Below are 23,023 nucleotides of genomic sequence, written 5' to 3' on the forward strand. Positions count from 1 at the left end.
GTGTTACCAACAACTCTTAAAAGAGAAGCAGTAACTACATAAAACGTACTAATTAATCTCCTAAGAGATAATTAATACTTAATCTGTGTGACATCATTATTAAACTGTTTTACGTCTTTCCTTGCTTCTCGTTAGAGAATTAAGAACCGACTATGTAAAATCAATGTAATGTGAGTGTCTACACAAATTGCATGATAACTAATTGTTAAAGAACGTTAACGCTAGGCGTTAACCGAAACAAAATCTCATTCGCTTTGCTTCGTTGCTACAGGCCTTGCCTGAAGCGAGATGCGTATTCTACGCACTCTAGTTTCGATGTCAACGTTTTATTTAATTTAATTTGAAGTTCTTTTCGAAAATTCAAACCTTATTGATAAACGTTAAGTCAACTACTTTACTCTAAACTTATGTAGATAACTTATCAAAACAGCTCTTTCGTGGTTCGTTTTGACTGAACCCCTTGGAACTGGGGCGCATTCTAGACATTTCTCGCTAGGCGTCAACCCTTTTTTGTAATAACTTTAAAATAAACGTTTGTTCGCTTATTTATCGAACAATTTAGCTAATATACACGCTAGCTTCGCTAATTTTATGGATACGGTCTGCTTTAATCGCCTCATTATCGCTATATTGATCAACAAGCAATATCTTACTTTTTATACCAGCACGCTCTGCAGCCTGCATATCTGATACTTTATCACCAATAAAAATACTCTTTGCTAAATCAATGTCATACTTTTTAGCTGCAGATAAAATCATACCGGGTTCTGGTTTTCTACAATCACAGGCCACCTTGTATTCACCAACGCCTTTATCTGGATGATGAGGGCAATAATAAACATCTGCAATTACGATCCCTCTCGATTTAAATTGTTCTACCATCCATAGAGTCAGTTGATTAAATTGCTCAACCGTATATTTGCCTCTAGCAATACCTGATTGGTTAGTAATGACAAATATTTCATAACCTTTATGGTGCGCATCCAAACAAACAGTAAAGATATCTTCGACAAATTCAAATGCTTCTTTTTTATAAACGTAACCATGGTCAACATTTATAATGCCGTCCCTGTCTAAAAACAGTGCTTTTTTCATAGTTAATTTCTTTTGACTTAGCGGCTAATGATAGGTTATTGGTTAGATTAATTGATAAAGCCATCGTTCTTGAATATTTTGCCGCACGAATTAACGAATACTTTGCAGCTTAGATACCCAAGAACGACATTGTGCTCAATATCTGCTGTTAATAAACAGCAGATATTTGTTACATGCAAAGACCGCCATCAATTTCTACGACACGGCCGGTAAAAAACTCATTTTCAAAAATATACTTTACGGTGTGAGCAATTTCATCTGCTTCACCTAAGCGGCCAACGGGTTTCATTTTTTCTAAACGGTCACGCATTTCTGGTTTCATCGCATCAGTCATTGCGGTGCGAATAACACCTGGGGCAATAGCGCCAACACGAATACCATGACGTCCTAACTCGCGCGCCCAAGTTACGGTCATAGCGACAACACCCGCTTTAGATGCAGCATAATTGGTTTGTCCCATATTACCGGCTCTTGCGATAGACGACATATTAATAATGACACCTTTACGTTTACCTTCAATCATGTGAACAGCAGCTTCGCGACCACATAGGAAAACACCCGTTAAATTAACATCGATGACGGATTGGAACTGATCCAATGACATTTTCTTAGCAACGACTCCATCTTTAGCTTTAACAAACATACCGTCACGTAAAATTCCGGCATTGTTAATTAAGCCGTCGATCCCCGAAAAGTCATCATTGATCTGGCTAAAAATCGCTTCTACTTCACTTTCATTTGTCACGTTGGCTAAATAATACTTTGCCGAAGAACCTGCTGCTTCAATAAGTTTTACAGTTTCTTGTAATAACGATTCATTTAAATCGATTAACGCTAATTTGGCACCATTTGTTGCTAAGCTAATTGCCATAGAACGTCCTAGGCCTTGTCCACCACCGGTGATGACGATAACTTTATCATTCAAATCCATTGTTTTTCCTTTATCTCTATTATATTTTTTCGTTGATAGGGCTAAAAAACCAATCAACTAATTTATGGTCAACATCATTAATATTTGAAAAAGCCCAATTGGGATTTTTGTCTTTATCAACTAATAATGCCCTAATACCTTCGCAAGCTTCAGCATACTGACAAAAACGAAGGATTAAATTTAACTCTGAGGTAAAACATTCACTCAAACTTAGCGTTTTAGTCGTTTGTAGCTGCCTATATATAATACAAGCACTCAATGGGCTACCTGCCAGTAATTTGTTTTTTGCTTTATTTAGCCATTTATTGTCTGTTTGTACATTTAAAATCGCTTTATGTATATCAGCAATATTATCGAAAGCTAATAATTTTGCTATAGTCACTTCATTGTTTTTTACCTCATTGGGTAAATGGTGTTCAAAGCGGTTCGAAAAATCGGTCAATGCTTGCTTTAGCAGTGAGTGATTTCGATCATTGTCTTGCCAGTCGACTGTTAGTAAGTGATCAAAAACACCATTTTTAGATGAACTATCAATAATATAATCCGACAAGCCAAGATAGTTAGCATCTACGGCATTAAATACAGCACCGGTGATCCCTAAGAACAAACCGAGGTCTTGGGGTGTTTTATTAAAAAACCAACTTGACCCTACATCAGGAAATAGCCCTATTGATACTTCTGGCATTGCCATCAAAGTGCGCTCTGTGGTTACACGATGACTGGCACCAGCAAATAAACCTATGCCGCCGCCCATGATATAACCATCTCCCCAGATCATAATAGGTTTACTAAAATTATGAATTAATTGGTCAAGTACATATTCTTCACTAAAAAATTCATTAGCGAAGCCTGATGTAATGACGTTATCATCTATTGGTGTCTCTAGTGCGTGTAAATAGTTATACAGGCTAACAACATCTCCACCAGCACAGAACGCTTTTTCACCGGCGCCTTGTAAAATAACCATCGCTATATTGTCATCTTGCTGCCAAGACAGCAGTTTTTTGGTTAACAGCTTAATCATCGAAAGATTTAATGCATTAAGCGATTTAGGCGCATTAAGTTCTGCTATGGCTATTAGTTTATTATTATTGCTGCTTAACTCTTTAAATATCACATCTGTCATTTAATTTAGCTCCGATTCTTTACGGGTTAATGTTCTGTTTGATGGCACTTTAAAGACTGGCATCAATCGCTACGACAGTTCGTCCGGTAACCGTGCCATCGACATAAGCGGCAAATGCATTACCTAAGTCTCGAAATTCAATGGTCGTAGGAGAAATCAGCTCAAGTTTTGTTGGTTTTAAATCTGTTGCTAATCGCTTCCAGGCTCGTGTGCGTACTGAAAGTGGCATTTCAACTGAGTTAATACCAAGTAGGCTCACGCCTCTTAATATAAAAGGCATAACAGTGGTCTCTAATTTGAAGCCACCAGCTAAACCAATTGAAGCAATATTTCCCCAAACATGGGTGGTGCGTGTTAGCCAAGCTAACGTTTCACCGCCAACACTATCGACCGCCCCACCCCACTGTGCATTTTCTAGCGGTTTGCTACCCATCTCAATATCATGACGACTAATAAGCTTAGTCGCACCGAGCGCTTTTAAATAACCTTCTTGTTCTGTTTTACCCGTAAAAGCGATCACTTCATAACCAATATTTGACAGCATATTAATAGCAAAACTACCAAAACCACCGGTAGCGCCGGTGACAACAATCGGACCTGGCTCTGGAAGTTGACCATTATCTTCCATACGCTGAATAGCAAGAGCGGCAGTATATCCTGCGGTACCGAGTGCCATCGCATCACGTAAACTCACGCCTGTTGGCAATGCCACGACTGAATCTGCTTTTACCCGCGCATACTCACTGTAACCACCATCATAGAGTTCAGATAATTGCGCGCCGCAAACCAGCACTTTATCGCCCACTTTAAATCGTTCATCAACAGAGCTAACCACAACACCCGATAAATCAATACCGCCTACTAAGGGATAAGTACGTAAGATTCTTCCTTTTCCTGTGGCAGCTAGAGCATCTTTATAATTAATGTCTGAATAGGCGACTTTAATAACCACTTCACCTGCGGTTAAATCATCAATACCAACTTGCTCAAACCCACTGATGATTTTTTTCTTATCACCCTCTTGTATTTGATGAATACGAAAAGCCGTAAATTTATCTGGTACTTGCCTTAACTCCGTGATCAACGTTGACATAATTATTCCTATTCAATTATCTAAATAAAGGTGTATGAAGAATTAACATCAAGGTATAAGTAGTGCATAGACACTACTTTACTCTAATCTAATAAACTGACTATTTACTCGTGTTACATATTGCGACGATATTGACCGCCTGCTTCAAATAACGAACTGACAATTTGCCCTAAAGAACAAACCTTACAAGCATCCATCATTAATTCAAAAATATTTTCATGATTAATGGCGGCTGTTTGTAAACGCTTAAGTAAGACTTCTACTTCTGCTGCATTGGCTTTGTTTAAACTCGCTAACATATCAATTTGATAAGTTTTTTCTTCCTCGGTAGCGCGAATAACTTCTTCAGGCACAATCGTTGGCGAGCCCGTAGAACTAAGGAAAGTATTTACACCTATAATAGGATATTCACCTGAATGCTTTAGGTGTTCATAATACATACTTTCTTCTTGAATTTTACCACGCTGATACATAGTTTCCATGGCACCAAGTACACCACCACGTTCGTTAATACGATCAAATTCAGTTAATACGGCATCTTCAACTAAATCAGTTAACTCTTCAATAATGAACGCGCCTTGAATAGGATTTTCATTTTTAGAAAGTCCTAATTCACGGTTAATGATTAATTGAATCGCCATCGCACGACGAACACTGTCTTCGGTAGGCGTGGTAATAGCTTCATCATAAGCATTAGTATGCAAAGAGTTACAGTTATCGTTTATCGCATAAAGTGCTTGTAATGTGGTACGAATATCATTGAAATCAATTTCTTGAGCATGCAATGAACGACCCGATGTTTGAATATGATATTTCAACATTTGCGCGCGAGCATTGGCACCATATTTATTCTTCATCGCTTTTGACCAAATACGACGAGCCACTCGGCCAATGACAGCGTATTCTGGGTCGATACCGTTTGAGAAGAAAAACGATAAGTTAGGACCAAATTCATTAATGTCCATACCGCGGCTTAGGTAATACTCAACAAAAGTAAAACCGTTTGCCAACGTTAACGCCAATTGAGTGATCGGGTTCGCGCCAGCTTCTGCTATATGATAGCCAGAAATAGACACTGAATAAAAATTACGCACACCTTTTTCAATAAAGTACTCTTGCACATCACCCATTAAACGTAGGGCAAATTCAGTAGAGAAAATACAGGTATTTTGCGCTTGATCTTCTTTTAAAATATCGGCTTGTACCGTACCACGCACTAGCGTTAAGGTTTTAGCTTTTATCGCTTGATATACCGCTGGAGGGAGAACTTGATCGCCAGTAACACCAATTAACATCAAACCTAAACCGTCGTTGCCATCGGGTAATTCACCTTGATAGCTTGGACGTTCACAGCCTTTGTCTTTATAAATTTTAGCTATGGTTGCGGCAACTTCTTTTTCCAAACCATTTTCGGTAATAAAGCGCTCACATTGTTGATCGATAGCGGTATTCAAGAAAAAACCTAACAACATCGGCGCAGGGCCATTAATGGTCATGGAAACCGACGTCATCGCATGAGCTAAATCAAAACCAGAATAAAGTTTCTTGGCATCATCTAAACAACAAATAGAAACGCCGGCATTACCTATTTTTCCATAAATATCAGGACGAATAGCCGGATCGTTACCGTATAGGGTCACGGAATCAAATGCTGTTGATAAGCGTTTAGCCGGCATGCCTTTTGAAACATAATGAAAACGACGGTTCGTTCTTTCTGGGCCTCCTTCACCCGCGAACATACGTGTTGGGTCTTCGCCTTCACGCTTGAAGGGGAATAAACCGGCGGTATATGGAAATTCACCCGGTACATTTTCTTGTAAGTTCCACTTTAAGATATCGCCCCATCCCTGATATTTAGGCATACTAATTTTAGGGATATCGCTACCAGAAAGTGATTTTGAATGAGTGGCTATCGACAGTTCTTTGTCTCGTACTTTAAATTTAAATTCAGGGTCTTTATAACGCTGAACTTTAGTCGCCCATTGCTCGAGTAATAATTTATTTTTAGGGTCTAAGTCTAATTCAACTTGAGTATAAAGCGCTTCAAGTTGCGTCACTAGATCAACAGAAACTACAGTTTCACTATCTTTTGCTGTTTCAATCGCCTGATGAATACCATAAAGCTTTTGTGCAACCGTTGTTTGTTTTTCAACCCAAGCATCATAACCGCGATTACTTTCTGATATTTCAGATAAATAACGAATACGATTACCTGGGATCACGCTACTTTTATTGGCTAATGTGCCTTCAGTAGAGAGAATGTCGCCAACAATTAAGCCCGCTTTCGTGTTTAATGCTGTGATCACCGCATTATATAATTCGGTCATACCACGGTCGTTAAATTGTGAAGCTATCGTGCCGTAAACTGGTACTTCATCATCACCGGCTTCAAACATGCCACGGTTACGTTTATATTGTTTTTTAACGTCACGCAGGGCATCTAAAGCGCCCCGTTTATCAAATTTATTGAGCGCAATAATATCAGCAAAATCGAGCATATCGATTTTTTCTAATTGTGTTGCCGCGCCATACTCTGGCGTCATTACATACAAAGAAACATCTGAATGTTCTTCAATTTCGGTATCTGATTGACCAATACCCGAAGTTTCTAGAATAATTAAGTCGAAATCGGTCGCTTTTAAAATTTCTAAGGTGTCATTGACATAAACAGACAACGCCAAGTTTGACTGACGTGTGGCTAACGAACGCATGTAAACGCGATCATTGTTTACCGCATTCATACGAATTCGGTCACCGAGTAATGCACCACCGGTTTTACGCTTAGACGGGTCAACCGAAACAATGGCAATTTTGCTGTCTGCTGTCGCCATTAAAAAGCGACGGATTAATTCATCAACCAGCGAAGATTTACCCGCACCACCGGTACCAGTAATACCTAATACCGGTGTTTTACTTGCTGAGGCAATTTTACGAATTTTCTCTAAGTCGGCTTTATTTTCTTTAGGCGCATTTTCAGCCGCTGAAATTAAACGCGCAATGGCTTGTTTGTCATTTTTCTTTAAATTAGCAACATCGTCTTTTTTAACATTGACGCCAGTTTTAAAGTCACAGCGCTCTAACATGTCGTCAATCATGCCTAATAACCCCAGTGCACGACCGTCATCAGGCGAATAAATACGGGTAATACCGTAATCTTGTAGCATTTTAATTTCGTCAGGTAAAATAACACCGCCACCGCCACCAACGATACGAATATGTTCACAACCTCGTTCTTTAAGTAGGTCGTACATATATTTAAAATATTCGTTATGCCCACCTTGATAAGAAGTCATCGCAATAGCATTAGCATCCTCTTGAATTGCGGTATTAACCACTTCTTCAACACTGCGGTCATGGCCCAAATGAATAACTTCAGCACCACTTGATTGTAAAATTCGGCGCATAATATTAATCGCAGCATCGTGCCCATCAAAAAGTGATGCGGCAGTGACAATTCTAATTTTATTCTTGAGTTGGTATCTTTCAGTTGTCATTTTGAATTCTCTTTTATTAACTTACTCACCATTATAGGTGTAATTTTTGGTGCTGAATTGCTATTTAAATTTTTTATTAATAATATTAAATCATAAAGAAAATGGTATTAACATTGATTTTATTGCTAATTTGATGGACTATCTTGCTATAAAATTAAAACGCGTAGCTTATTAATTATGCTTCAACAATCAAAGTCAGCAAAGCCGATAAAAACAGCAACTATCATTGATGATATTCGTTTACTTATTCCCGTTTTTTTATTGAAAAAACTGCAAGTTCATCCGCTAACCTCGAGTCTTTATCCGTTATCGCTTGGGAAGCATTCAGATATTGCCTATCAAATAGATAAAAAAAACAGTGACCATCACAGCTTACTTTATTGTCAATCTACTAGTGCAACTCTAGACTATAAAAACAAAGTCAGAGAAGTTAAATCGGGCGATCTTGTTATTATACCAGCCAATGCGAGTTTTAAATTTACCGCCGTTTATAGAGGAAGTAACAGTGAAATTAAAAACAAGTCAGGGAAAGTCTATTGGTTAAATTTTAAAGGCGACCTCGCCAGTAATTTTGCCGAACGTTTATTAATGAAAATGGATGATGGCCTAGCACACGTTGGGAATGTAGATGAAGTGATCCGAGATTTTGACAATTTATTAGCGCTAGGTCGCCGCGGCTATACCGCTACTAATGTTATTCACGCGGTTCATATTTTACAGCAAACCTTAAGCTTTTTGGCATTACAGTTGCGTTTAACTGACTTTAATAAAAGTTCTACTTTTGATATTGATGCGGTCGAACGTTTAATGCGCAATAATCTTCATCAAGAGTTGAGTTTGGATACATTAGCGCATTACAGTCAGCTTTCTAAATTTTATTTTTCAAAGAAGTTTAAAGAACTCACTGATACATCACCAATACAGCATTTTATTAATATGAAAATTCAACGCGCCTGCTCTGAACTTGATAATAGCTCACAGACTATTAAAGATATTAGTGAGGGCTTGGGATATAGCGACCCTTACTATTTTTCACGCCTATTTAAAAAGTCGCTAGGAATGTCACCAAAGCAATATCGTGACTCTCGTCACAGTGCTTAAAAACATCAATAGAAGTTAGAGTGTTAGCAATGTATTTAGCCAATAGCTAACTCTTGACCATACTAGCCAGACGTAATTTATAGTAGACTCATTCTCCTCGTCTTCATTTATAACGACGTTGATGATACCTTTATCATAGGTTTGCTCGTTAAAAGTAAATAATCATTGGCTGCTATACTCAAGGTTACGCGATAACATTAGCGATACTTAACTTTTAACCCGCTATTTAATGCTCACCACTTAACTTAATGTCACTTAATCTATGCTATTTAATTTCACTGACTTGTCTAGCGTTAAAAGGAAATCAATATGGATATCAATACGGCAAAATCAGTTTTACAAAATACCTTTGGTTACCCTGATTTTCGACATCAACAAGCGAAAATAATTAGTGAATTAATAAGTGGCGCAGATGTTTTTACGCTTATGCCAACCGGTGGTGGAAAGTCATTATGCTATCAAATACCGGCGATAGTTCGTGATGGCGTAGGCATAGTGGTGTCGCCACTAATAGCGTTAATGAAAGATCAAGTTGATGCGCTAAAACTACAAGGCGTAAAAGCAGAGTTTTTAAATTCGTCGCAGGACCATGAAGAACAAAATCGTGTCGAGCAGCTAATAAGATCAGGCAATGTCGACTTATTGTACGTTGCACCAGAGCGACTATTGAGTGATTATTTTCTAAACCTTATTGATAATATTACCATTGCACTCTTTGCCTTTGATGAAGCACATTGTGTTTCACAATGGGGTCATGATTTCAGACCTGAATACCAACAACTGTCCATTATCAGCCAGCGATATCCCCACACGCCTAAAATTGCCTTAACAGCGACAGCGGATATGAAAACGCGAGATGAAATTGTTCAAGTATTAAATTTAACGGCTGCTAAAATCTTTGTTCATAGTTTTGACAGACCCAATATTCAGTATCGGATCAGTGAACAAAAAAATAACAAAGAACAGCTCCTTAAATTTATCAATACCGAACATAACAATGATGCCGGTATCGTTTATTGTCTTTCAAGAAAATCTGTTGAGGCCACAGCTCAATGGCTGAGTGAACAAGGAAAAGTTGCTTTGCCTTATCATGCAGGTTTAGCCAATAATATTAAAGATAGCAATCAACAACGTTTTCTCAGAGAAGACGGCATAATAATCGTTGCCACCATTGCCTTTGGCATGGGTATTGATAAACCCGATGTTAGGTTTGTTGCCCATTTAAATTTGCCTAAAAGTATCGAAGCCTACTACCAAGAAACTGGCCGAGCAGGCCGTGATGGTATGCCCGCCAATACTTGGTTAGCGTATGGCATGCAAGATGTTATTAAACTAAAACAAATGACAAGTCAAAGTAGTGGTAATGAACAGTTCAAGTTTATAACTCAACGTAAAATTGATGCCCTGCTTGGTTATTGCGAAGTGTGCTCTTGCCGCCGGCAAGTATTACTCAATTATTTTGGTGAAACGTTAGCTGAGCCTTGCGGAAATTGTGATAACTGTTTGAATCCACCCATAACATGGGATGGCACTGCTGCCGCTAGAAAAGCACTTTCAACCGTTTATCGAACGGGCCAAAGATTTGGCGTAGGCCATCAAATTGATGTCTTGCTAGGTAAGCAAACCCCTAAAGTTATCCAGGTCAATCACCAACAACTTTCTACCTATGGTATTGGTAAAGAGCACAAAGCAGAGGAATGGCAAACGGTGTTTAGGCAACTCATTTCAATGGGATATTTAGCTGTAGAAATGGAATATGGCGCTTTAAAACTTACTGAAAAATCTCGACCTTTATTAAAAGGCGAACTGACCATAGAACTCAAAGTAAAAGAATACGGTAAGGCGAAGCTTGCACGAAAATCAAAACAACCTAATGCCAGCAATTTATCAGCACAAGAAGAAACCGTATTTGAAAAGCTCAAGCAACAAAGAGCATTCTGGGCAAAAGAGAGAAATGTACCATCATTCGTTATTTTTCACGACGCTACCTTAATGGATATAGCCAGAGCTAATCCCAAAAACTCAGCACAACTATTAAACGTTAATGGTATAGGTAAAACAAAACTTGAGCTTTATGGTGAAAAAATTATCGCACTACTTCACTAGCTAAAACGCTTATTGTGGGTTCTGAATAAAGTTGTAAACTAACAAATAAAGATAGAAATAATAATATTAAATAAAGTCCCAGCATTTTTATGTTGGGGCTTTTTTAGTTAAAGTATATATAGCTAAATAATCTCACGCTTGTAAGGGAATATATGAATAACTGTAGAAGTAAGATAAAGATGCAAACCGTTAAATAAAATCGGAAACTGGAATTATTACGATTAAGCGCCGAAAATACCTTTCAAAAAATTAATTAAACGTTGAAATAGCTAACTCCTAAAATATAACTCTAAGGGCAGTAGCCACAAACCACAAACCTGACCTAATTCACTAGTCAAAACAACCCTGTGTTATGTTCACTTTGATACGAAAGCGGAAGTTAGCTTTGGCTTACCTAGCGTCAAGTGATCCGACAAAGCAGCCCTACATCAGATAATGAAATCATTCAAAATTTTTATCTTGAAGCTTGGGGGATTAATATTCAGGTTTAATTGAAAAGACTGAAAGCGGACATTCGACTAACCTTAATTAGAGGTACTTAGCACCTTAGATTTTATGACAACTTGGTGCGCATTGCTGACTTTAGAGATAAGTTTTTTGCGATATATTTTCTAATGAATTATTCGTGTCGTATTACTGAGAAGTCTCAGTAATAAACTGTTAGGTAACAAGGAACGTTTAGCGTTTAATTTATATTATGGATTTTAACCATTTAGAAAAATCTCTTTTAGAGCTAGATCCTATCTTCAAAAAATTTGCTAATAAGCACAGCTTAATAATTACAAAAAATCAGAAAGATTGTCCTGAGCGTTCAATTGTTTGGCACTAAAGTTAGATGTTTAATCTAACTTTACCTTTCATCTGAAACGGGTGGGTATTTAAATTTATGGGTGTGTGCATCAGAAGATAAAGGTAATGAACGTTTCTGGAAGCACGAAACTCCTATAAAAGCTTTGAAAATTGATGACTTCAAAGCGGAACTATATGAGTTACTTGAAGAGTCTTTTATAAAACTTAATATGTGGGCAAATGATAGAGGTACTTTAGAGTTTGCAACAAAACTAGGTATGGTGTAATTTGTTACCTAACAAGCTATTAAACAAGGAAAAAAAACAGTTTGCTGCTTTCGTTCCTCAACATTTTAGCAAACTATTTAGACCCTAACACATCAGTATGGCATGAGAATACCAGCCAAGATGTATCTATCAACGATACATTAAGGGCTATCAAGACCTGCCGCACCCACCCATACAGCAAGATTTGTGGTGATTGGGGGCCTAGAACATAATTAGCCAGTAGCTATATTTTATACGCTACCCAGTAACCACGGAGTAGCGTAAAACCTAAGTAACTAAATTCATGCTTAATTACATGAATATTTATCTCAAACAGAAAAGGTTTTATCGTATGAACGTTAAGCAGGTTATTTTACTATGTGTTGTTTTTTCTTTTCTAGGTTATGGTGTTTCCTATGTTTCCCCCCATAATCAAACTGTTAAAGCAGCTCACTTAACCGAGCAATCCTATGCTTCACCTTTACCATTACAGGCAGAGGATGAAACGAATATCATTTTAGAAGCTGAACTAAGTACAGCGTCAGTTGCTAAAATAACAAAACCAAAACCCACAGTAGAAAAGCCCGAGGCATCAATGTATATTCCCGGAAACATTAAGCCTGGGATTTATAATAAGGGTGAACAGGATTATGACAACTATTTACTTCCATTTTTCCAGTATAATAATAATGAGAAATTTCAAGTGGAAGACGGTAACTTGTTGGCTGATGCAATTAATGATACCAATCATAATGAATTCCCCACTATTAAAGTATATGAGCCAGAGTACGACGACGATACAATATATCAAAATGATAAGGAGAAGGGTTTAGCGCACTTTGATTCTCCACAATTCGCAAAGTTATTTGGAGATTATGATGCTGAATTTAGCCTTGAAGCAATGGATGTTTTTAATACTGGTTTTTCAGATAAAATAGATCATATATATGAGGCAAAATGTAGAGAAACTTTCTGCGTATTTCTTGCTAAACTTAACGGCCCTCTTGACCCAGAATCGTCTCTAGACCTTCATAATAAAATCGCAAAAAAGGTAGATGAAATTGCTGATTTAAAAGGATTTGCGCTTTTCCGTAAAGATCTTAGTGAAGGTGATGGCTCTATGTTTTTTCAAAAATACAGTGATTACAACCTAGAGTTAATGGTGCGAATTCGCTTTGCTCCTCTACCAACATCAGATTGACTTAATATAACCTCAAATAACACCAACAAACTGCAATTTCCCTCCTAATAAGGCGTTATGTGCAAGGGAGATTCACTTAACTTTAATCGTATATATTTCAATACGTTAGTTGCTATATCTTTCTTAAGCCTTTCCTTTTTATGGCCATCTTAGGCCCGAAACCTGACTTAAATACACAAAAAAACATATTCCGTTAATGATCCTTTGCTTTATATGTTGTACCTCTGTTGCATTTTCAATTAGCGGTAGAGTTAATAAAAGTAAAACTCAATATATAAATGTTTCAGGAGAGGTTACTAAAAAATTTATATCTAATAATCACGCAACAAAATCTTTTGTTATAAAAGATCAAAACTATAGTTTTCTACCAATAAAATCTTGGGAACAATTAAAAGTAGGCGATATCGTTACTAAGCAAACGTGCAATAACATTGTGACTATAAATTCTATGGATTATCAATTAAAGTAAGCACATAAGCTATTCAAGACGGACGCTAAACAATTGGCTAGCTTCGTCCCTCGCAATTTTAGCCAACAATTTCGCGCCGCTTAATAGAGCGTTATCGATACAAAAACTAATCCAAAATCAATTTTAGCCTGTTAGTTCTAATGTCTTCTTTGTGGCAATAGTGACGGTTAGCACTATCTCATTAGCGCCTTAGATTTAACAACTCTACTTTATCTGGACCTTAGATGATTCTAATGTCCGCTTTTGAGATTGTGTACGTAATCGGATGCTAAATATTTAGTAAGATTTTGGGTACAAATAAACAAAAGCATTTAAATTAGAATGACCGCAATAGGCTCTGAACTGCCCTTAGTAACTCAAAAGCTAATGTCCGCAATTGGCTATGAGTTGACCTAAAGAATAGCCAGCAGATAATGTCAGCGATGCGCAGAAGACATTAACAAAGTTATTTTATAATGTGTTTCGAATGATTATTAAGGTTCACTTATGCCTGTTGAAGTCAGGTTCAAACTTTATTTGACGTGTTTTTTGGTACTTTTTTAATAGATAAAACTTACTGCCACATTTGTTTCGATATTTATTTAGCTTCTACACTTATCTTTGTTCAAAAAGAATCTGTGCAATCATTGAGCATTAATAAAAAAGCCGCTATGACTTAACATAGCGGCTTTACAAATTTAATTTTTATCAGCATTATCTGAAAATAACAGCGAACTTAATGGCCTAAAACATTTCAACCGCAATCGCTGTAGCTTCACCACCACCAATACAAAGAGAGGCTAAACCTTTTGATAAACCTTTGTTTTTTAATGCATGGATTAACGTTACCATAATACGAGCACCACTAGCACCTAAAGGATGACCCAGTGCACAAGCGCCACCATTGACATTGACTTTTTCAACATCTAAGGCTAATTCTTTAATCGCTAACATGGTAACCATGGCAAATGCTTCATTAATTTCCCATAGATCAACATCTGCAGCCGTCCAGTTTGCTTTTGCTAAAACTTTATTCATTGCGCCAACGGGTGCTACGGTAAACTCTTCAGGTTTTTGTGCATGCGTTGCATGAGCAACAATTTTACATAAAGGGCGTAGACCACGTTTTTCTGCTTCTGACTGTTTCATCATCACTAATGCCGCAGCACCATCTGAAATAGAACTAGAGTTCGCAGCCGTAATAGTCCCGTCTCTTTTAAAAGCAGCACGTAATGAAGGTATTTTATCAGGGCGGGCATTACCCGGCTGTTCATCTATTGCAAAGACAGAGTCGCCACGACGAGATTTAATCGTTACTGGCGATATTTCATTTTCGAAAGCACCGCCAGCAATCGCTGAATTGGCACGTGCTAATGAGCGAATAGCATATTCATCCATGTCTTCACGAGTAAACCCAGCATCATCGGCAGTTTCTTGTGCGAAACACCCCATAGCTATGCCGTCATAAGCATTTTCTAAACCATCAGTCATCATATGATCAAGAATTTGACCATGCCCCATTTTTATACCACTGCGACCTTTAGGTAAAAGGTGCGGTGCATTAGTCATGCTTTCCATACCACCGGCAACAGCAACATTAATAGAGCCAGCCATCAGTGAGTCATGTGCTTGCATTGCAGCTTTCATTCCAGAGCCACAGACTTTATTAATGGTGGTACAAACTGTTGATAATGCCAAATCAGCCGCCAAAGCTGCTTGACGAGCAGGCGCTTGTTTTAAACCTGCAGGCAATACACACCCCATGATTACTTCATCAACTTGATCGTTAGCAATATTTGCCGCAGCAAGTGCGCCGCGTATAGCCGTTGCGCCTAAGTCAGGTGAAGTTACAGCAGATAATCCGCCCATAAAACCACCCATAGGGGTTCTAGACGCTGAAACAATAACAATAGGATCTGTAGTAGACATGAAAGCTCTCCGAGATAAAAATAAAAAGGGATAAATTAATGATTAACACCATAACTTATATTTGACGTTTACGCCAACGTAAACTTTAATGGTGAGGACAGAATTATAACCGATTTATATAGTAATGATTTTACCTGAGTGGGTAAATTGTTGATGGGATATTTATTAGCAGCTTGATAAAAAAAGCTCTTACTTTACGTTAACGTAAACTTCCTGTAAGGTGAGTGTATAACATAAATGTAGAGTTTTTCATGGCAGAATTAAAAGCACGGACTTTTTCAATCAGCGATCTTTCTAAAGAGTTCGATATAACGACTCGCAGTATTCGTTTTTACGAAGATCAAGGCTTGCTTGCCCCTACTCGCAAAGGACAAACTCGAATTTATAACCAAAGAGATAAAGTTCGACTAAAGTTAATTCTACGCGGTAAACGCTTGGGGTTTTCTTTAGCCGAAACCGGTCGCATCTTTGAGTTATACGACTTAGATAATACCAGCGCCAGCCAATTAAAACTGATGATGGATATTATTGAGCAAAAAAAATCAGACTTACATCAACAACTCGACGATATAAAAGTGGTGTTGATGGAATTAACAAATTTAGAAGAAAGCTGTTTAGCTACTTTATCAGCTATCGACAATACAAAAACCTAACGCATAACTTTACGTAGCTAACTAAGCTAAGGAAATAACATGATTTCTACCTTTTCATCATTAAACTTTAATCTAGGCGAAACCGTTGAGATGATCCGCGAGTCAGTTAACGCTTTCTCTCGTGACGAAATTGCTCCACGTGCCGCACAAATAGATATTGATAACGAATTCCCAAATGATTTATGGCGCAAATTTGGTGATTTAGGCTTATTAGGCATGACCGTTGACGAAGAATATGGCGGTTCAGGTTTAGGCTATTTAGAACATATGGTGGCAATGCAAGAAATTTCACGTGCGTCTGCTTCTGTTGGTCTAAGTTACGGTGCTATGTCTAACCTTTGTTTAAACCAATTAAACAAAAACGGTTCGCATGAACAAAAAGCTAAATATTTACCAAAACTTTGTAGCGGTGAACATATTGGCGCATTAGCGATGAGTGAGCCTAATGCAGGCTCTGATGTAGTCAGCATGAAATTGCGCGCTGACAAAAAAGGCGACAAGTATATTTTAAATGGCAACAAAATGTGGATCACCAATGGTCCTGATGCCAACGTTTATGTTATTTATGCAAAGACTGATACTTCAGCGGGTTCAAAAGGCATTACTGCTTTTATCGTTGAGCGTGATTACCCAGGTTTTTCTCGTCATCAAAAATTAGACAAATTAGGTATGCGCGGTTCAAATACCTGTGAATTAGTTTTCCAAGACTGTGAAGTACCAGCAGAAAACATTTTAGGTGACGAAGGTAAAGGCGTTCGAGTCTTAATGTCTGGCCTTGATTACGAGCGTATCGTTTTAACCGGCGGACCTTTAGGTATTATGGATGCGTGTATGGACTTAGTTGTTCCTTATATTCATGACCGCAAACAGTTCGGTCAATCCATTGGTGAGTTCCAATTGATCCAAGGTAAAGTTGCCGATATGTACACCCAAATGAACGCAGCTAAATCTTATGCTTATTTATGTGCACAGGCGGCCGACAGAGGTGAAACCACACGTAAAGATGCGGCTGGTGTTATCTTAGTTGCTGCAGAACTTGCAACAAAAATGGCCTTAGATGCTATTCAATTACTTGGCGGTAATGGTTACATCAATGAATTTCCAGCAGGTCGTTTGTTACGTGATGCTAAATTATATGAAATTGGCGCAGGTACTTCAGAAATTCGTCGTATGCTGATAGGTCGAGAGTTATTCACCGAGTCTATATAAGGTTATAACTTGCTACAGCCTCTCGATTTAGAGAGGCTGATGAGAGCCACACTGCTCTTGTTTAGCGCGTAACATTAAAGCTAATGTTCTTACTGATAAAATTCCATAATAAAGGCAAATATCGTGGCTAAAATAATTTCAAAAATCAATGTACGCAGCCCAGAATTCATTGAAAACGCTGCTCATATGCAAGTTCAAGTAGACGATTTAAAAGTAAAGCTTGAGCAAATAAAATTAGGTGGCGGACAGCGCAGCTGTGATCGTCATCTATCTCGCGGTAAATTATTACCACGCGATCGCGTTAACGCCTTACTTGATGCTGGCTCACCATTTTTAGAATTATCTCAACTAGCCGCTTATGAAGTTTATGAAGCAGATGTTCCCGCTGCTGGTATTATCACCGGCATTGGACGAGTTGGAGGACAAGAGTGTGTTATTGTCGCTAACGACGCTACCGTAAAAGGCGGTACCTATTTTCCGCTAACGGTAAAAAAACATCTTCGCGCACAAACGATTGCCCAAGAAAACAACTTACCCTGTATTTATTTAGTCGACTCTGGTGGCGCTAACTTGCCTAACCAAGACGAGGTTTTTCCTGATAGAGAACACTTTGGTCGCATATTCTTTAATCAAGCAAATATGTCAGCACAAGCGATACCGCAAATTGCTGTTGTTATGGGCTCTTGTACTGCAGGTGGCGCTTATGTACCCGCAATGGCCGATGAATCTATTATTGTTAAAGAACAAGGCACTATATTTTTAGCTGGACCGCCGTTAGTTAAAGCGGCGACAGGCGAAGTCGTTAGTGCTGAAGACTTAGGTGGCGCAGACATACATTGTCGTACCTCAGGTGTTGCCGATCATTACGCACAAAATGATCATCACGCTTTAGAAATTGCCCGTAGTATCGTCGGTAATTTAAATCGTGTTAAACCGGTAACCATGAATATTCAACCTATGGTTGAGCCAGTTTATGACGCACAAGAAATATACGGTGTGGTACCCAAAGATGCTCGCCAACCTTTTGATATTCGTGAAATTATAGCCCGTGTCGTTGATGGTAGTAATTTTGATGAATTTAAAGCTCTTTATGGCACGACTTTAGTGTGTGGTTTCGCACGGATATTTGGCTACCCCGTAGGTATTATCGCCAATAACGGCATTCTCTTTGGCGAATCAGCTCAAAAAGGTGCTCATTTTATTGAATTATGTGCACAACGAAAAATTCCTTTAGTCTTCTTACAAAATATCACCGGATTTATGGTCGGTAAGCAATATGAAGCAGGCGGTATTGCTAAGCATGGCGCAAAAATGGTCACCGCCGTTGCCACGGCACAAGTACCCAAGTTTACCGTGCTAATTGGTGGTAGTTTCGGCGCAGGTAACTACGGTATGTGTGGTCGTGCTTACGATCCACGCTTCTTATTTATGTGGCCAAATGCCCGTATTTCAGTGATGGGCGGCGAACAAGCGGCTGGCGTTTTAGCACAAGTTAAACGTGACCAAAAAGACAAACTCGGTGAACCGTGGAGCGAGCAAGAAGAAGCTGACTTTAAACAACCGATTATTGATACATATGAGCATCAAGGCCACCCTTACTATGCTTCAGCTCGCTTATGGGATGATGGTATTATTGACCCTGCCGATACTCGTCAAATATTAGGTTTAGCCATTTCTGCTTCGTTGAATAAACCTATTGAGGATACCAAATTTGGTATCTTTAGAATGTAGAGCTGAACAAGATGACACTATTAAAAGAGATCAATACCGGTCAAGTATTATTTAACGTAGACCGTTATGGGGTAGCAACAGTTACCTTAAATAATCCTGACAAGCACAATGCTTTTGACGACAAAATTATCGCCCAATTAACGGTGATATTTATTGAAATAGCCCAACGCGACGATATTCACCTGATGATACTCGCATCGACGGGCAAAAGCTTTTCTGCTGGGGCTGACTTAGCCTGGATGAAGCGCATGGCCAGTTACTCATATGAAGAAAACTTACGTGATGCTAACGCGCTTGCTCAGATGTTACATGCACTTAATTTTCTACCGCAAACCACTATTGCACAAATACAAGGCGCTGCTTTTGGCGGCGCAGTGGGCTTAGCCAGTTGCTGTGACATTGTTATCGCCAGTAATAAAGCCAGCTTTTGCCTCAGTGAAGTTAAATTAGGTTTAATTCCTGCGACCATCAGCCCTTATGTCGTCAATGCTATTGGCCAAAAAGCCAGTCGTCGATACTTTCAAACGGCAGAACGTTTCTTTGCAGACAAAGCGCAACAGTTAGGCTTAGTTGATGAGGTTGTTGCGTTAGAAGCGTTAGAAAGCACCGTTATTGATATGGTGAGTACAATATTGAGCAACGGCCCACAAGCCGTTCGTCAAGCAAAAAAACTTGCTTTAGATGTCGCTTATCAAGAAATTAATCTTGATTTACTTAGCATGACCAGTGAACGCATCGCATCAATTCGCGTTTCTGCAGAAGGCCAAGAAGGCTTAACTGCTTTTTTTGAAAAACGACCAGCAAGCTGGCAAAAAGAACCGACGAGTGAAGGATAAAAACATGTCTCAACTAACAACTAAAACAGCTAAAATGTTTACTAAAATTCTTATTGCCAACCGTGGTGAAATCGCCTGTCGCGTAATTAAAACCGCTCGTAAAATGGGTATTTTAACCGTTGCCGTATATTCAGATGCTGATGCTGACTCACTTCATGTCAACATGGCTGATGAAGCCATTTTCCTTGGTCCATCGCCCTCTCGCGAAAGCTATTTATTATCAGAGAAAGTGATTGAAGCGGCAAAACGTACTGGCGCTCAAGCCATTCACCCAGGTTATGGTTTTCTCTCAGAAAATGCTGACTTTTGTCGTCGATGTAGCGATGAAAACATCGTTTTTATTGGTCCACCCGTTGCGGCCATTGAAGCGATGGGGTCAAAGTCTGCCGCTAAAAACATTATGGAAAAAGCCAATGTCCCCTTAGTCCCTGGTTATCATGGTGATGATCAATCCGAAGCCATCATTAAAAAAGCGGCTGACGATATGGGCTATCCAGTATTATTAAAAGCTACTGCCGGTGGTGGTGGTAAAGGCATGCGACAAGTGTGGAGCGAAGCTGAATTTAGTGAAGGTTTTGCTGCAGCTAAACGTGAAGCAATGTCATCCTTTGGTGATGATAGAATGCTGGTTGAAAAGTATCTAACACAACCTCGCCATGTTGAAATTCAAGTGTTTTGTGATAATCATCAACATGCCGTTTACTTATTTGAACGTGATTGTTCAGTGCAACGCCGTCATCAAAAAGTTATTGAGGAAGCGCCTGCCTTTAAAATGAGTGAAAAGCTACGTAAAGCGATGGGCGAATCCGCGATAAAATCTGCCCAGGCTATTGGTTATCAAGGCGCAGGTACGGTAGAGTTTTTACTGGATGTTGACGGTTCATTCTACTTTATGGAAATGAACACTCGCTTACAAGTGGAGCACCCGGTGACTGAAATGATCAGTGGCCAAGATCTAGTCGAATGGCAATTAAGAGTTGCTGCTGGTGAAGTTTTACCAAAAACACAAGAGCAGTTAGTCATTAATGGCCACTCTTTTGAAGCGCGAATTTACGCTGAAGACCCAAATAATGATTTTTTACCTGCAACAGGCACGCTAGATTTTTTACAACCGCCAGCAGAAAGCGTACATGTTCGTGTTGATACTGGTGTTCGTCAAGGTGATGAGGTGAGTGTATTTTACGATCCTATGATAGCTAAGCTAATTGTCTGGGATGAAAATCGTGAAAAAGCACTGCAACGCTTAACAAAAGCCTTGTCGGAATATCGTATTAAAGGTGTTACCACCAACATTGATTTTCTTTATAACTTAGCGACATCAAAACCGTTCATTAATGAAGAAATAGATACCAGCTTTATCGAAAAATACGACAGTGAAATATTTCATGATAACAAACAAGCGTTAGCCGACGAATTACCGATGGCAGCTTTGTATTTAGTGCTTTCACTGGCTGAACAAGCGAAACAAAAAGTAGCAACGACCAAAGATCCTTTTTCTCCTTGGAATAATACCTCAGCGTGGCGCTCTAACGAAGCGCATAATCACCGGGTAGTTCTTGCCCACAATCATATTGAATATCCAGTGACTGTTGAACAGAAACGTCAAGGTAATCGTAGCTACTATTTAATTTCAGTTGCAGGACGAACAGTTGACTGCCAAGGTCAAATTGCCGGTGACACACTCCATGTCAGTATTGATGGCTATCGCAGTCAAGCCACTATCGCGCATAACATTGACAGTTCAGGTGATCATATTAGCTTATATCGTCAAAATGGCGTTTTTAACTTTATTCATATTAAACCTGATTGTGGTGACAATAATGCTGATGATAATCATGGCGGCCTATTAGCCCCCATGAACGGTACTATGGTCAGCGTATTAGTCAAAGCCGGCGATAGTGTGACTAAAGACCAACCCTTAATGATCATGGAAGCGATGAAAATGGAACACACCATTAGAGCCCCTGAAGACGGTACCATTGATACCTTATTTTACGCCGAAGGTGACATGGTTGATGGCGGCAGTGAATTACTTGCTTTTACGCCACAGGAGTCATAATGAGCTCCCTTGCTAATAATACCTTACCTAAAAAAGTAAAAATCGTTGAGGTTGGCCCGCGTGATGGCCTACAAAATGAAAAACAACAAATCAGTGCCGATGATAAAATTGCCTTAATTAATTTGCTCAGTGATGCAGGAGTCACTTACATTGAAAGTGGCAGCTTTGTTTCTCCAAAATGGGTGCCTCAAATGGCAACATCGACCGATGTTTTCAATGGTATAGCACGTAAAAAAGGGGTCACTTACGCCGCCCTCACGCCAAATATGAAAGGTTTTGAAGCGGCTGTAGCGGTGAATGCCAACGAAGTTGCCATTTTTGGCGCGGCTTCTGAAGCGTTTAGTCAAAAAAATATTAACTGTTCAATTGCTGAAAGCCTTGAGCGATTTGAACCGATAATGGCCGCAGCCAAAAAATTAAACATTCCGGTACGAGGCTATGTTTCTTGTGTTGTTGGTTGTCCTTACGAGGGTGAAGTATCACCAGAAAAAGTGGCTGAAGTGGCTGAAAAACTTTACCAAATGGGCTGTTATGAAATATCGCTTGGCGATACGGTTGGTGTAGGAACACCCGTTAATGTACAGAAGATGTTACAAGCGGTTAGTGCCCGTGTACCTAAGGCTAAACTAGCGGTTCATTTTCATGATACCTATGGTCAGGCGTTAACTAACATTTACACCGCTTTACAAAATGGTATTGCCGTTATTGATAGTGCCATTGCTGGATCGGGTGGTTGCCCTTATGCTAAGGGCGCTTCAGGTAATGTTGCCACTGAAGATGTGGTTTATTTACTCAATGGTTTAGGTATTGATAGCGGTATTGATTTAGATAAGTTAGTCCATGCTGGTTGGTTTATCAGTGATAAATTAGGTAAAACCCCGGCATCTAAAGTTTCTAATGCTTACCGTGCACAGTAATAAATATAATAATAAATAACGATGTATGATAAATACTTT

16 protein-coding genes are annotated in these 23,023 nt (G+C 39.0%); 10 read left to right on the forward strand and 6 right to left on the reverse strand.

The genetic code is table 11. The features are described 5' to 3' along the window. Positions 1-558 precede the first annotated feature (558 nt). The 5 genes from gmhB to H4J66_RS05425 all read right to left on the reverse strand — a co-directional run bounded on the left by gmhB (position 559) and on the right by H4J66_RS05425 (position 7,739). Positions 559-1,095, reverse strand: a complete 537-nt coding sequence (gene gmhB, locus H4J66_RS05405) for a D-glycero-beta-D-manno-heptose 1,7-bisphosphate 7-phosphatase (protein ID WP_182171526.1) — start codon at positions 1,093-1,095, stop codon at positions 559-561. Between the two features lie 169 nt (positions 1,096-1,264). Further along, entirely contained in the window at positions 1,265-2,026 is a 762-nt protein-coding gene (locus H4J66_RS05410; protein ID WP_182171529.1) for an SDR family oxidoreductase, read from the reverse strand. 19 nt (positions 2,027-2,045) lie between these two features. Continuing rightward, a complete protein-coding gene (locus H4J66_RS05415; RefSeq protein ID WP_182171532.1) occupies positions 2,046-3,152 on the reverse strand; it encodes an enoyl-CoA hydratase/isomerase family protein in 1,107 nt (368 codons plus the stop codon). Between the two features lie 49 nt (positions 3,153-3,201). Continuing rightward, on the reverse strand, positions 3,202-4,245 hold the full coding sequence (locus tag H4J66_RS05420) for an oxidoreductase (RefSeq protein ID WP_182171535.1): 1,044 nt from the start codon (positions 4,243-4,245) through the stop codon (positions 3,202-3,204). Positions 4,246-4,358: 113 nt separating this feature from the next. Next, on the reverse strand, positions 4,359-7,739 hold the full coding sequence (locus tag H4J66_RS05425) for a methylmalonyl-CoA mutase family protein (RefSeq protein ID WP_182171538.1): 3,381 nt from the start codon (positions 7,737-7,739) through the stop codon (positions 4,359-4,361). A 177-nt stretch (positions 7,740-7,916) separates the two neighbouring features. Between H4J66_RS05425 and H4J66_RS05430 the strand changes: the two genes are divergently transcribed. The 4 genes from H4J66_RS05430 to H4J66_RS05445 all read left to right on the forward strand — a co-directional run bounded on the left by H4J66_RS05430 (position 7,917) and on the right by H4J66_RS05445 (position 13,202). Then, the gene (locus H4J66_RS05430) at positions 7,917-8,840 is read left to right on the forward strand and encodes an AraC family transcriptional regulator (protein ID WP_182171541.1); all 924 of its coding nucleotides are present in this window, start codon (positions 7,917-7,919) and stop codon (positions 8,838-8,840) included. Positions 8,841-9,149: 309 nt separating this feature from the next. Beyond that, complete coding sequence (gene recQ, locus H4J66_RS05435; RefSeq protein WP_182171544.1) at positions 9,150-10,946, forward strand: DNA helicase RecQ; 1,797 nt, start codon at positions 9,150-9,152, stop codon at positions 10,944-10,946. 890 nt (positions 10,947-11,836) lie between these two features. Continuing rightward, on the forward strand, positions 11,837-12,022 hold the full coding sequence (locus H4J66_RS05440) for a hypothetical protein (RefSeq protein WP_182171547.1): 186 nt from the start codon (positions 11,837-11,839) through the stop codon (positions 12,020-12,022). A gap of 331 nt (positions 12,023-12,353) precedes the next feature. Then, positions 12,354-13,202 carry a hypothetical protein gene (locus tag H4J66_RS05445; protein WP_182171550.1) on the forward strand — a complete coding sequence of 283 codons (849 nt, stop codon included), beginning with the start codon at positions 12,354-12,356 and terminating at the stop codon, positions 13,200-13,202. Positions 13,203-14,394: 1,192 nt separating this feature from the next. Here the strand turns inward: H4J66_RS05445 and H4J66_RS05450 are convergent. Beyond that, complete coding sequence (locus H4J66_RS05450; RefSeq protein ID WP_182171553.1) at positions 14,395-15,579, reverse strand: acetyl-CoA C-acyltransferase; 1,185 nt, start codon at positions 15,577-15,579, stop codon at positions 14,395-14,397. A 251-nt stretch (positions 15,580-15,830) separates the two neighbouring features. Between H4J66_RS05450 and H4J66_RS05455 the strand changes: the two genes are divergently transcribed. From H4J66_RS05455 to H4J66_RS05480, 6 genes are all read left to right on the forward strand, one after another. Then, on the forward strand, positions 15,831-16,232 hold the full coding sequence (locus H4J66_RS05455; RefSeq protein ID WP_070376356.1) for a MerR family DNA-binding transcriptional regulator: 402 nt from the start codon (positions 15,831-15,833) through the stop codon (positions 16,230-16,232). 39 nt (positions 16,233-16,271) lie between these two features. Then, the gene (locus tag H4J66_RS05460; RefSeq protein WP_182171556.1) at positions 16,272-17,441 is read left to right on the forward strand and encodes an isovaleryl-CoA dehydrogenase; all 1,170 of its coding nucleotides are present in this window, start codon (positions 16,272-16,274) and stop codon (positions 17,439-17,441) included. Positions 17,442-17,564: 123 nt separating this feature from the next. Then, entirely contained in the window at positions 17,565-19,172 is a 1,608-nt protein-coding gene (locus H4J66_RS05465; RefSeq protein WP_182171559.1) for a carboxyl transferase domain-containing protein, read from the forward strand. Positions 19,173-19,183: 11 nt separating this feature from the next. Next, complete coding sequence (locus tag H4J66_RS05470; protein ID WP_182171562.1) at positions 19,184-20,008, forward strand: enoyl-CoA hydratase/isomerase family protein; 825 nt, start codon at positions 19,184-19,186, stop codon at positions 20,006-20,008. 34 nt (positions 20,009-20,042) lie between these two features. Next, complete coding sequence (locus H4J66_RS05475) at positions 20,043-22,067, forward strand: acetyl/propionyl/methylcrotonyl-CoA carboxylase subunit alpha (protein ID WP_182171789.1); 2,025 nt, start codon at positions 20,043-20,045, stop codon at positions 22,065-22,067. After that, complete coding sequence (locus H4J66_RS05480; protein WP_182171565.1) at positions 22,067-22,984, forward strand: hydroxymethylglutaryl-CoA lyase; 918 nt, start codon at positions 22,067-22,069, stop codon at positions 22,982-22,984. The genes H4J66_RS05475 and H4J66_RS05480 overlap by 1 nt, the downstream gene beginning before the upstream one ends. Positions 22,985-23,023 lie beyond the last annotated feature (39 nt).

Origin of the sequence: Colwellia sp. MB3u-55 (assembly GCF_014076785.1) — a bacterium.
Lineage (GTDB): Bacteria > Pseudomonadota > Gammaproteobacteria > Enterobacterales > Alteromonadaceae > Colwellia_A.

Excerpts from the sequence above, each read along its gene's own strand:
- recQ (WP_182171544.1), top strand. The coding sequence starts at position 9,150 with ATGGATATCAATACGGCAAAATCAGTTTTACAAAATACCTTTGGTTAC.
- gmhB (WP_182171526.1), bottom strand. The coding sequence starts at position 1,095 with ATGAAAAAAGCACTGTTTTTAGACAGGGACGGCATTATAAATGTTGAC.
- H4J66_RS05480 (WP_182171565.1), top strand. The coding sequence starts at position 22,067 with ATGAGCTCCCTTGCTAATAATACCTTACCTAAAAAAGTAAAAATCGTT.
- H4J66_RS05410 (WP_182171529.1), bottom strand. The coding sequence starts at position 2,026 with ATGGATTTGAATGATAAAGTTATCGTCATCACCGGTGGTGGACAAGGC.
- H4J66_RS05450 (WP_182171553.1), bottom strand. The coding sequence starts at position 15,579 with ATGTCTACTACAGATCCTATTGTTATTGTTTCAGCGTCTAGAACCCCT.
- H4J66_RS05425 (WP_182171538.1), bottom strand. The coding sequence starts at position 7,739 with ATGACAACTGAAAGATACCAACTCAAGAATAAAATTAGAATTGTCACT.
- H4J66_RS05470 (WP_182171562.1), top strand. The coding sequence starts at position 19,184 with ATGACACTATTAAAAGAGATCAATACCGGTCAAGTATTATTTAACGTA.
- H4J66_RS05445 (WP_182171550.1), top strand. The coding sequence starts at position 12,354 with ATGAACGTTAAGCAGGTTATTTTACTATGTGTTGTTTTTTCTTTTCTA.
- H4J66_RS05420 (WP_182171535.1), bottom strand. The coding sequence starts at position 4,245 with ATGTCAACGTTGATCACGGAGTTAAGGCAAGTACCAGATAAATTTACG.
- H4J66_RS05415 (WP_182171532.1), bottom strand. The coding sequence starts at position 3,152 with ATGACAGATGTGATATTTAAAGAGTTAAGCAGCAATAATAATAAACTA.
- H4J66_RS05460 (WP_182171556.1), top strand. The coding sequence starts at position 16,272 with ATGATTTCTACCTTTTCATCATTAAACTTTAATCTAGGCGAAACCGTT.
- H4J66_RS05475 (WP_182171789.1), top strand. The coding sequence starts at position 20,043 with ATGTTTACTAAAATTCTTATTGCCAACCGTGGTGAAATCGCCTGTCGC.
- H4J66_RS05455 (WP_070376356.1), top strand. The coding sequence starts at position 15,831 with ATGGCAGAATTAAAAGCACGGACTTTTTCAATCAGCGATCTTTCTAAA.
- H4J66_RS05430 (WP_182171541.1), top strand. The coding sequence starts at position 7,917 with ATGCTTCAACAATCAAAGTCAGCAAAGCCGATAAAAACAGCAACTATC.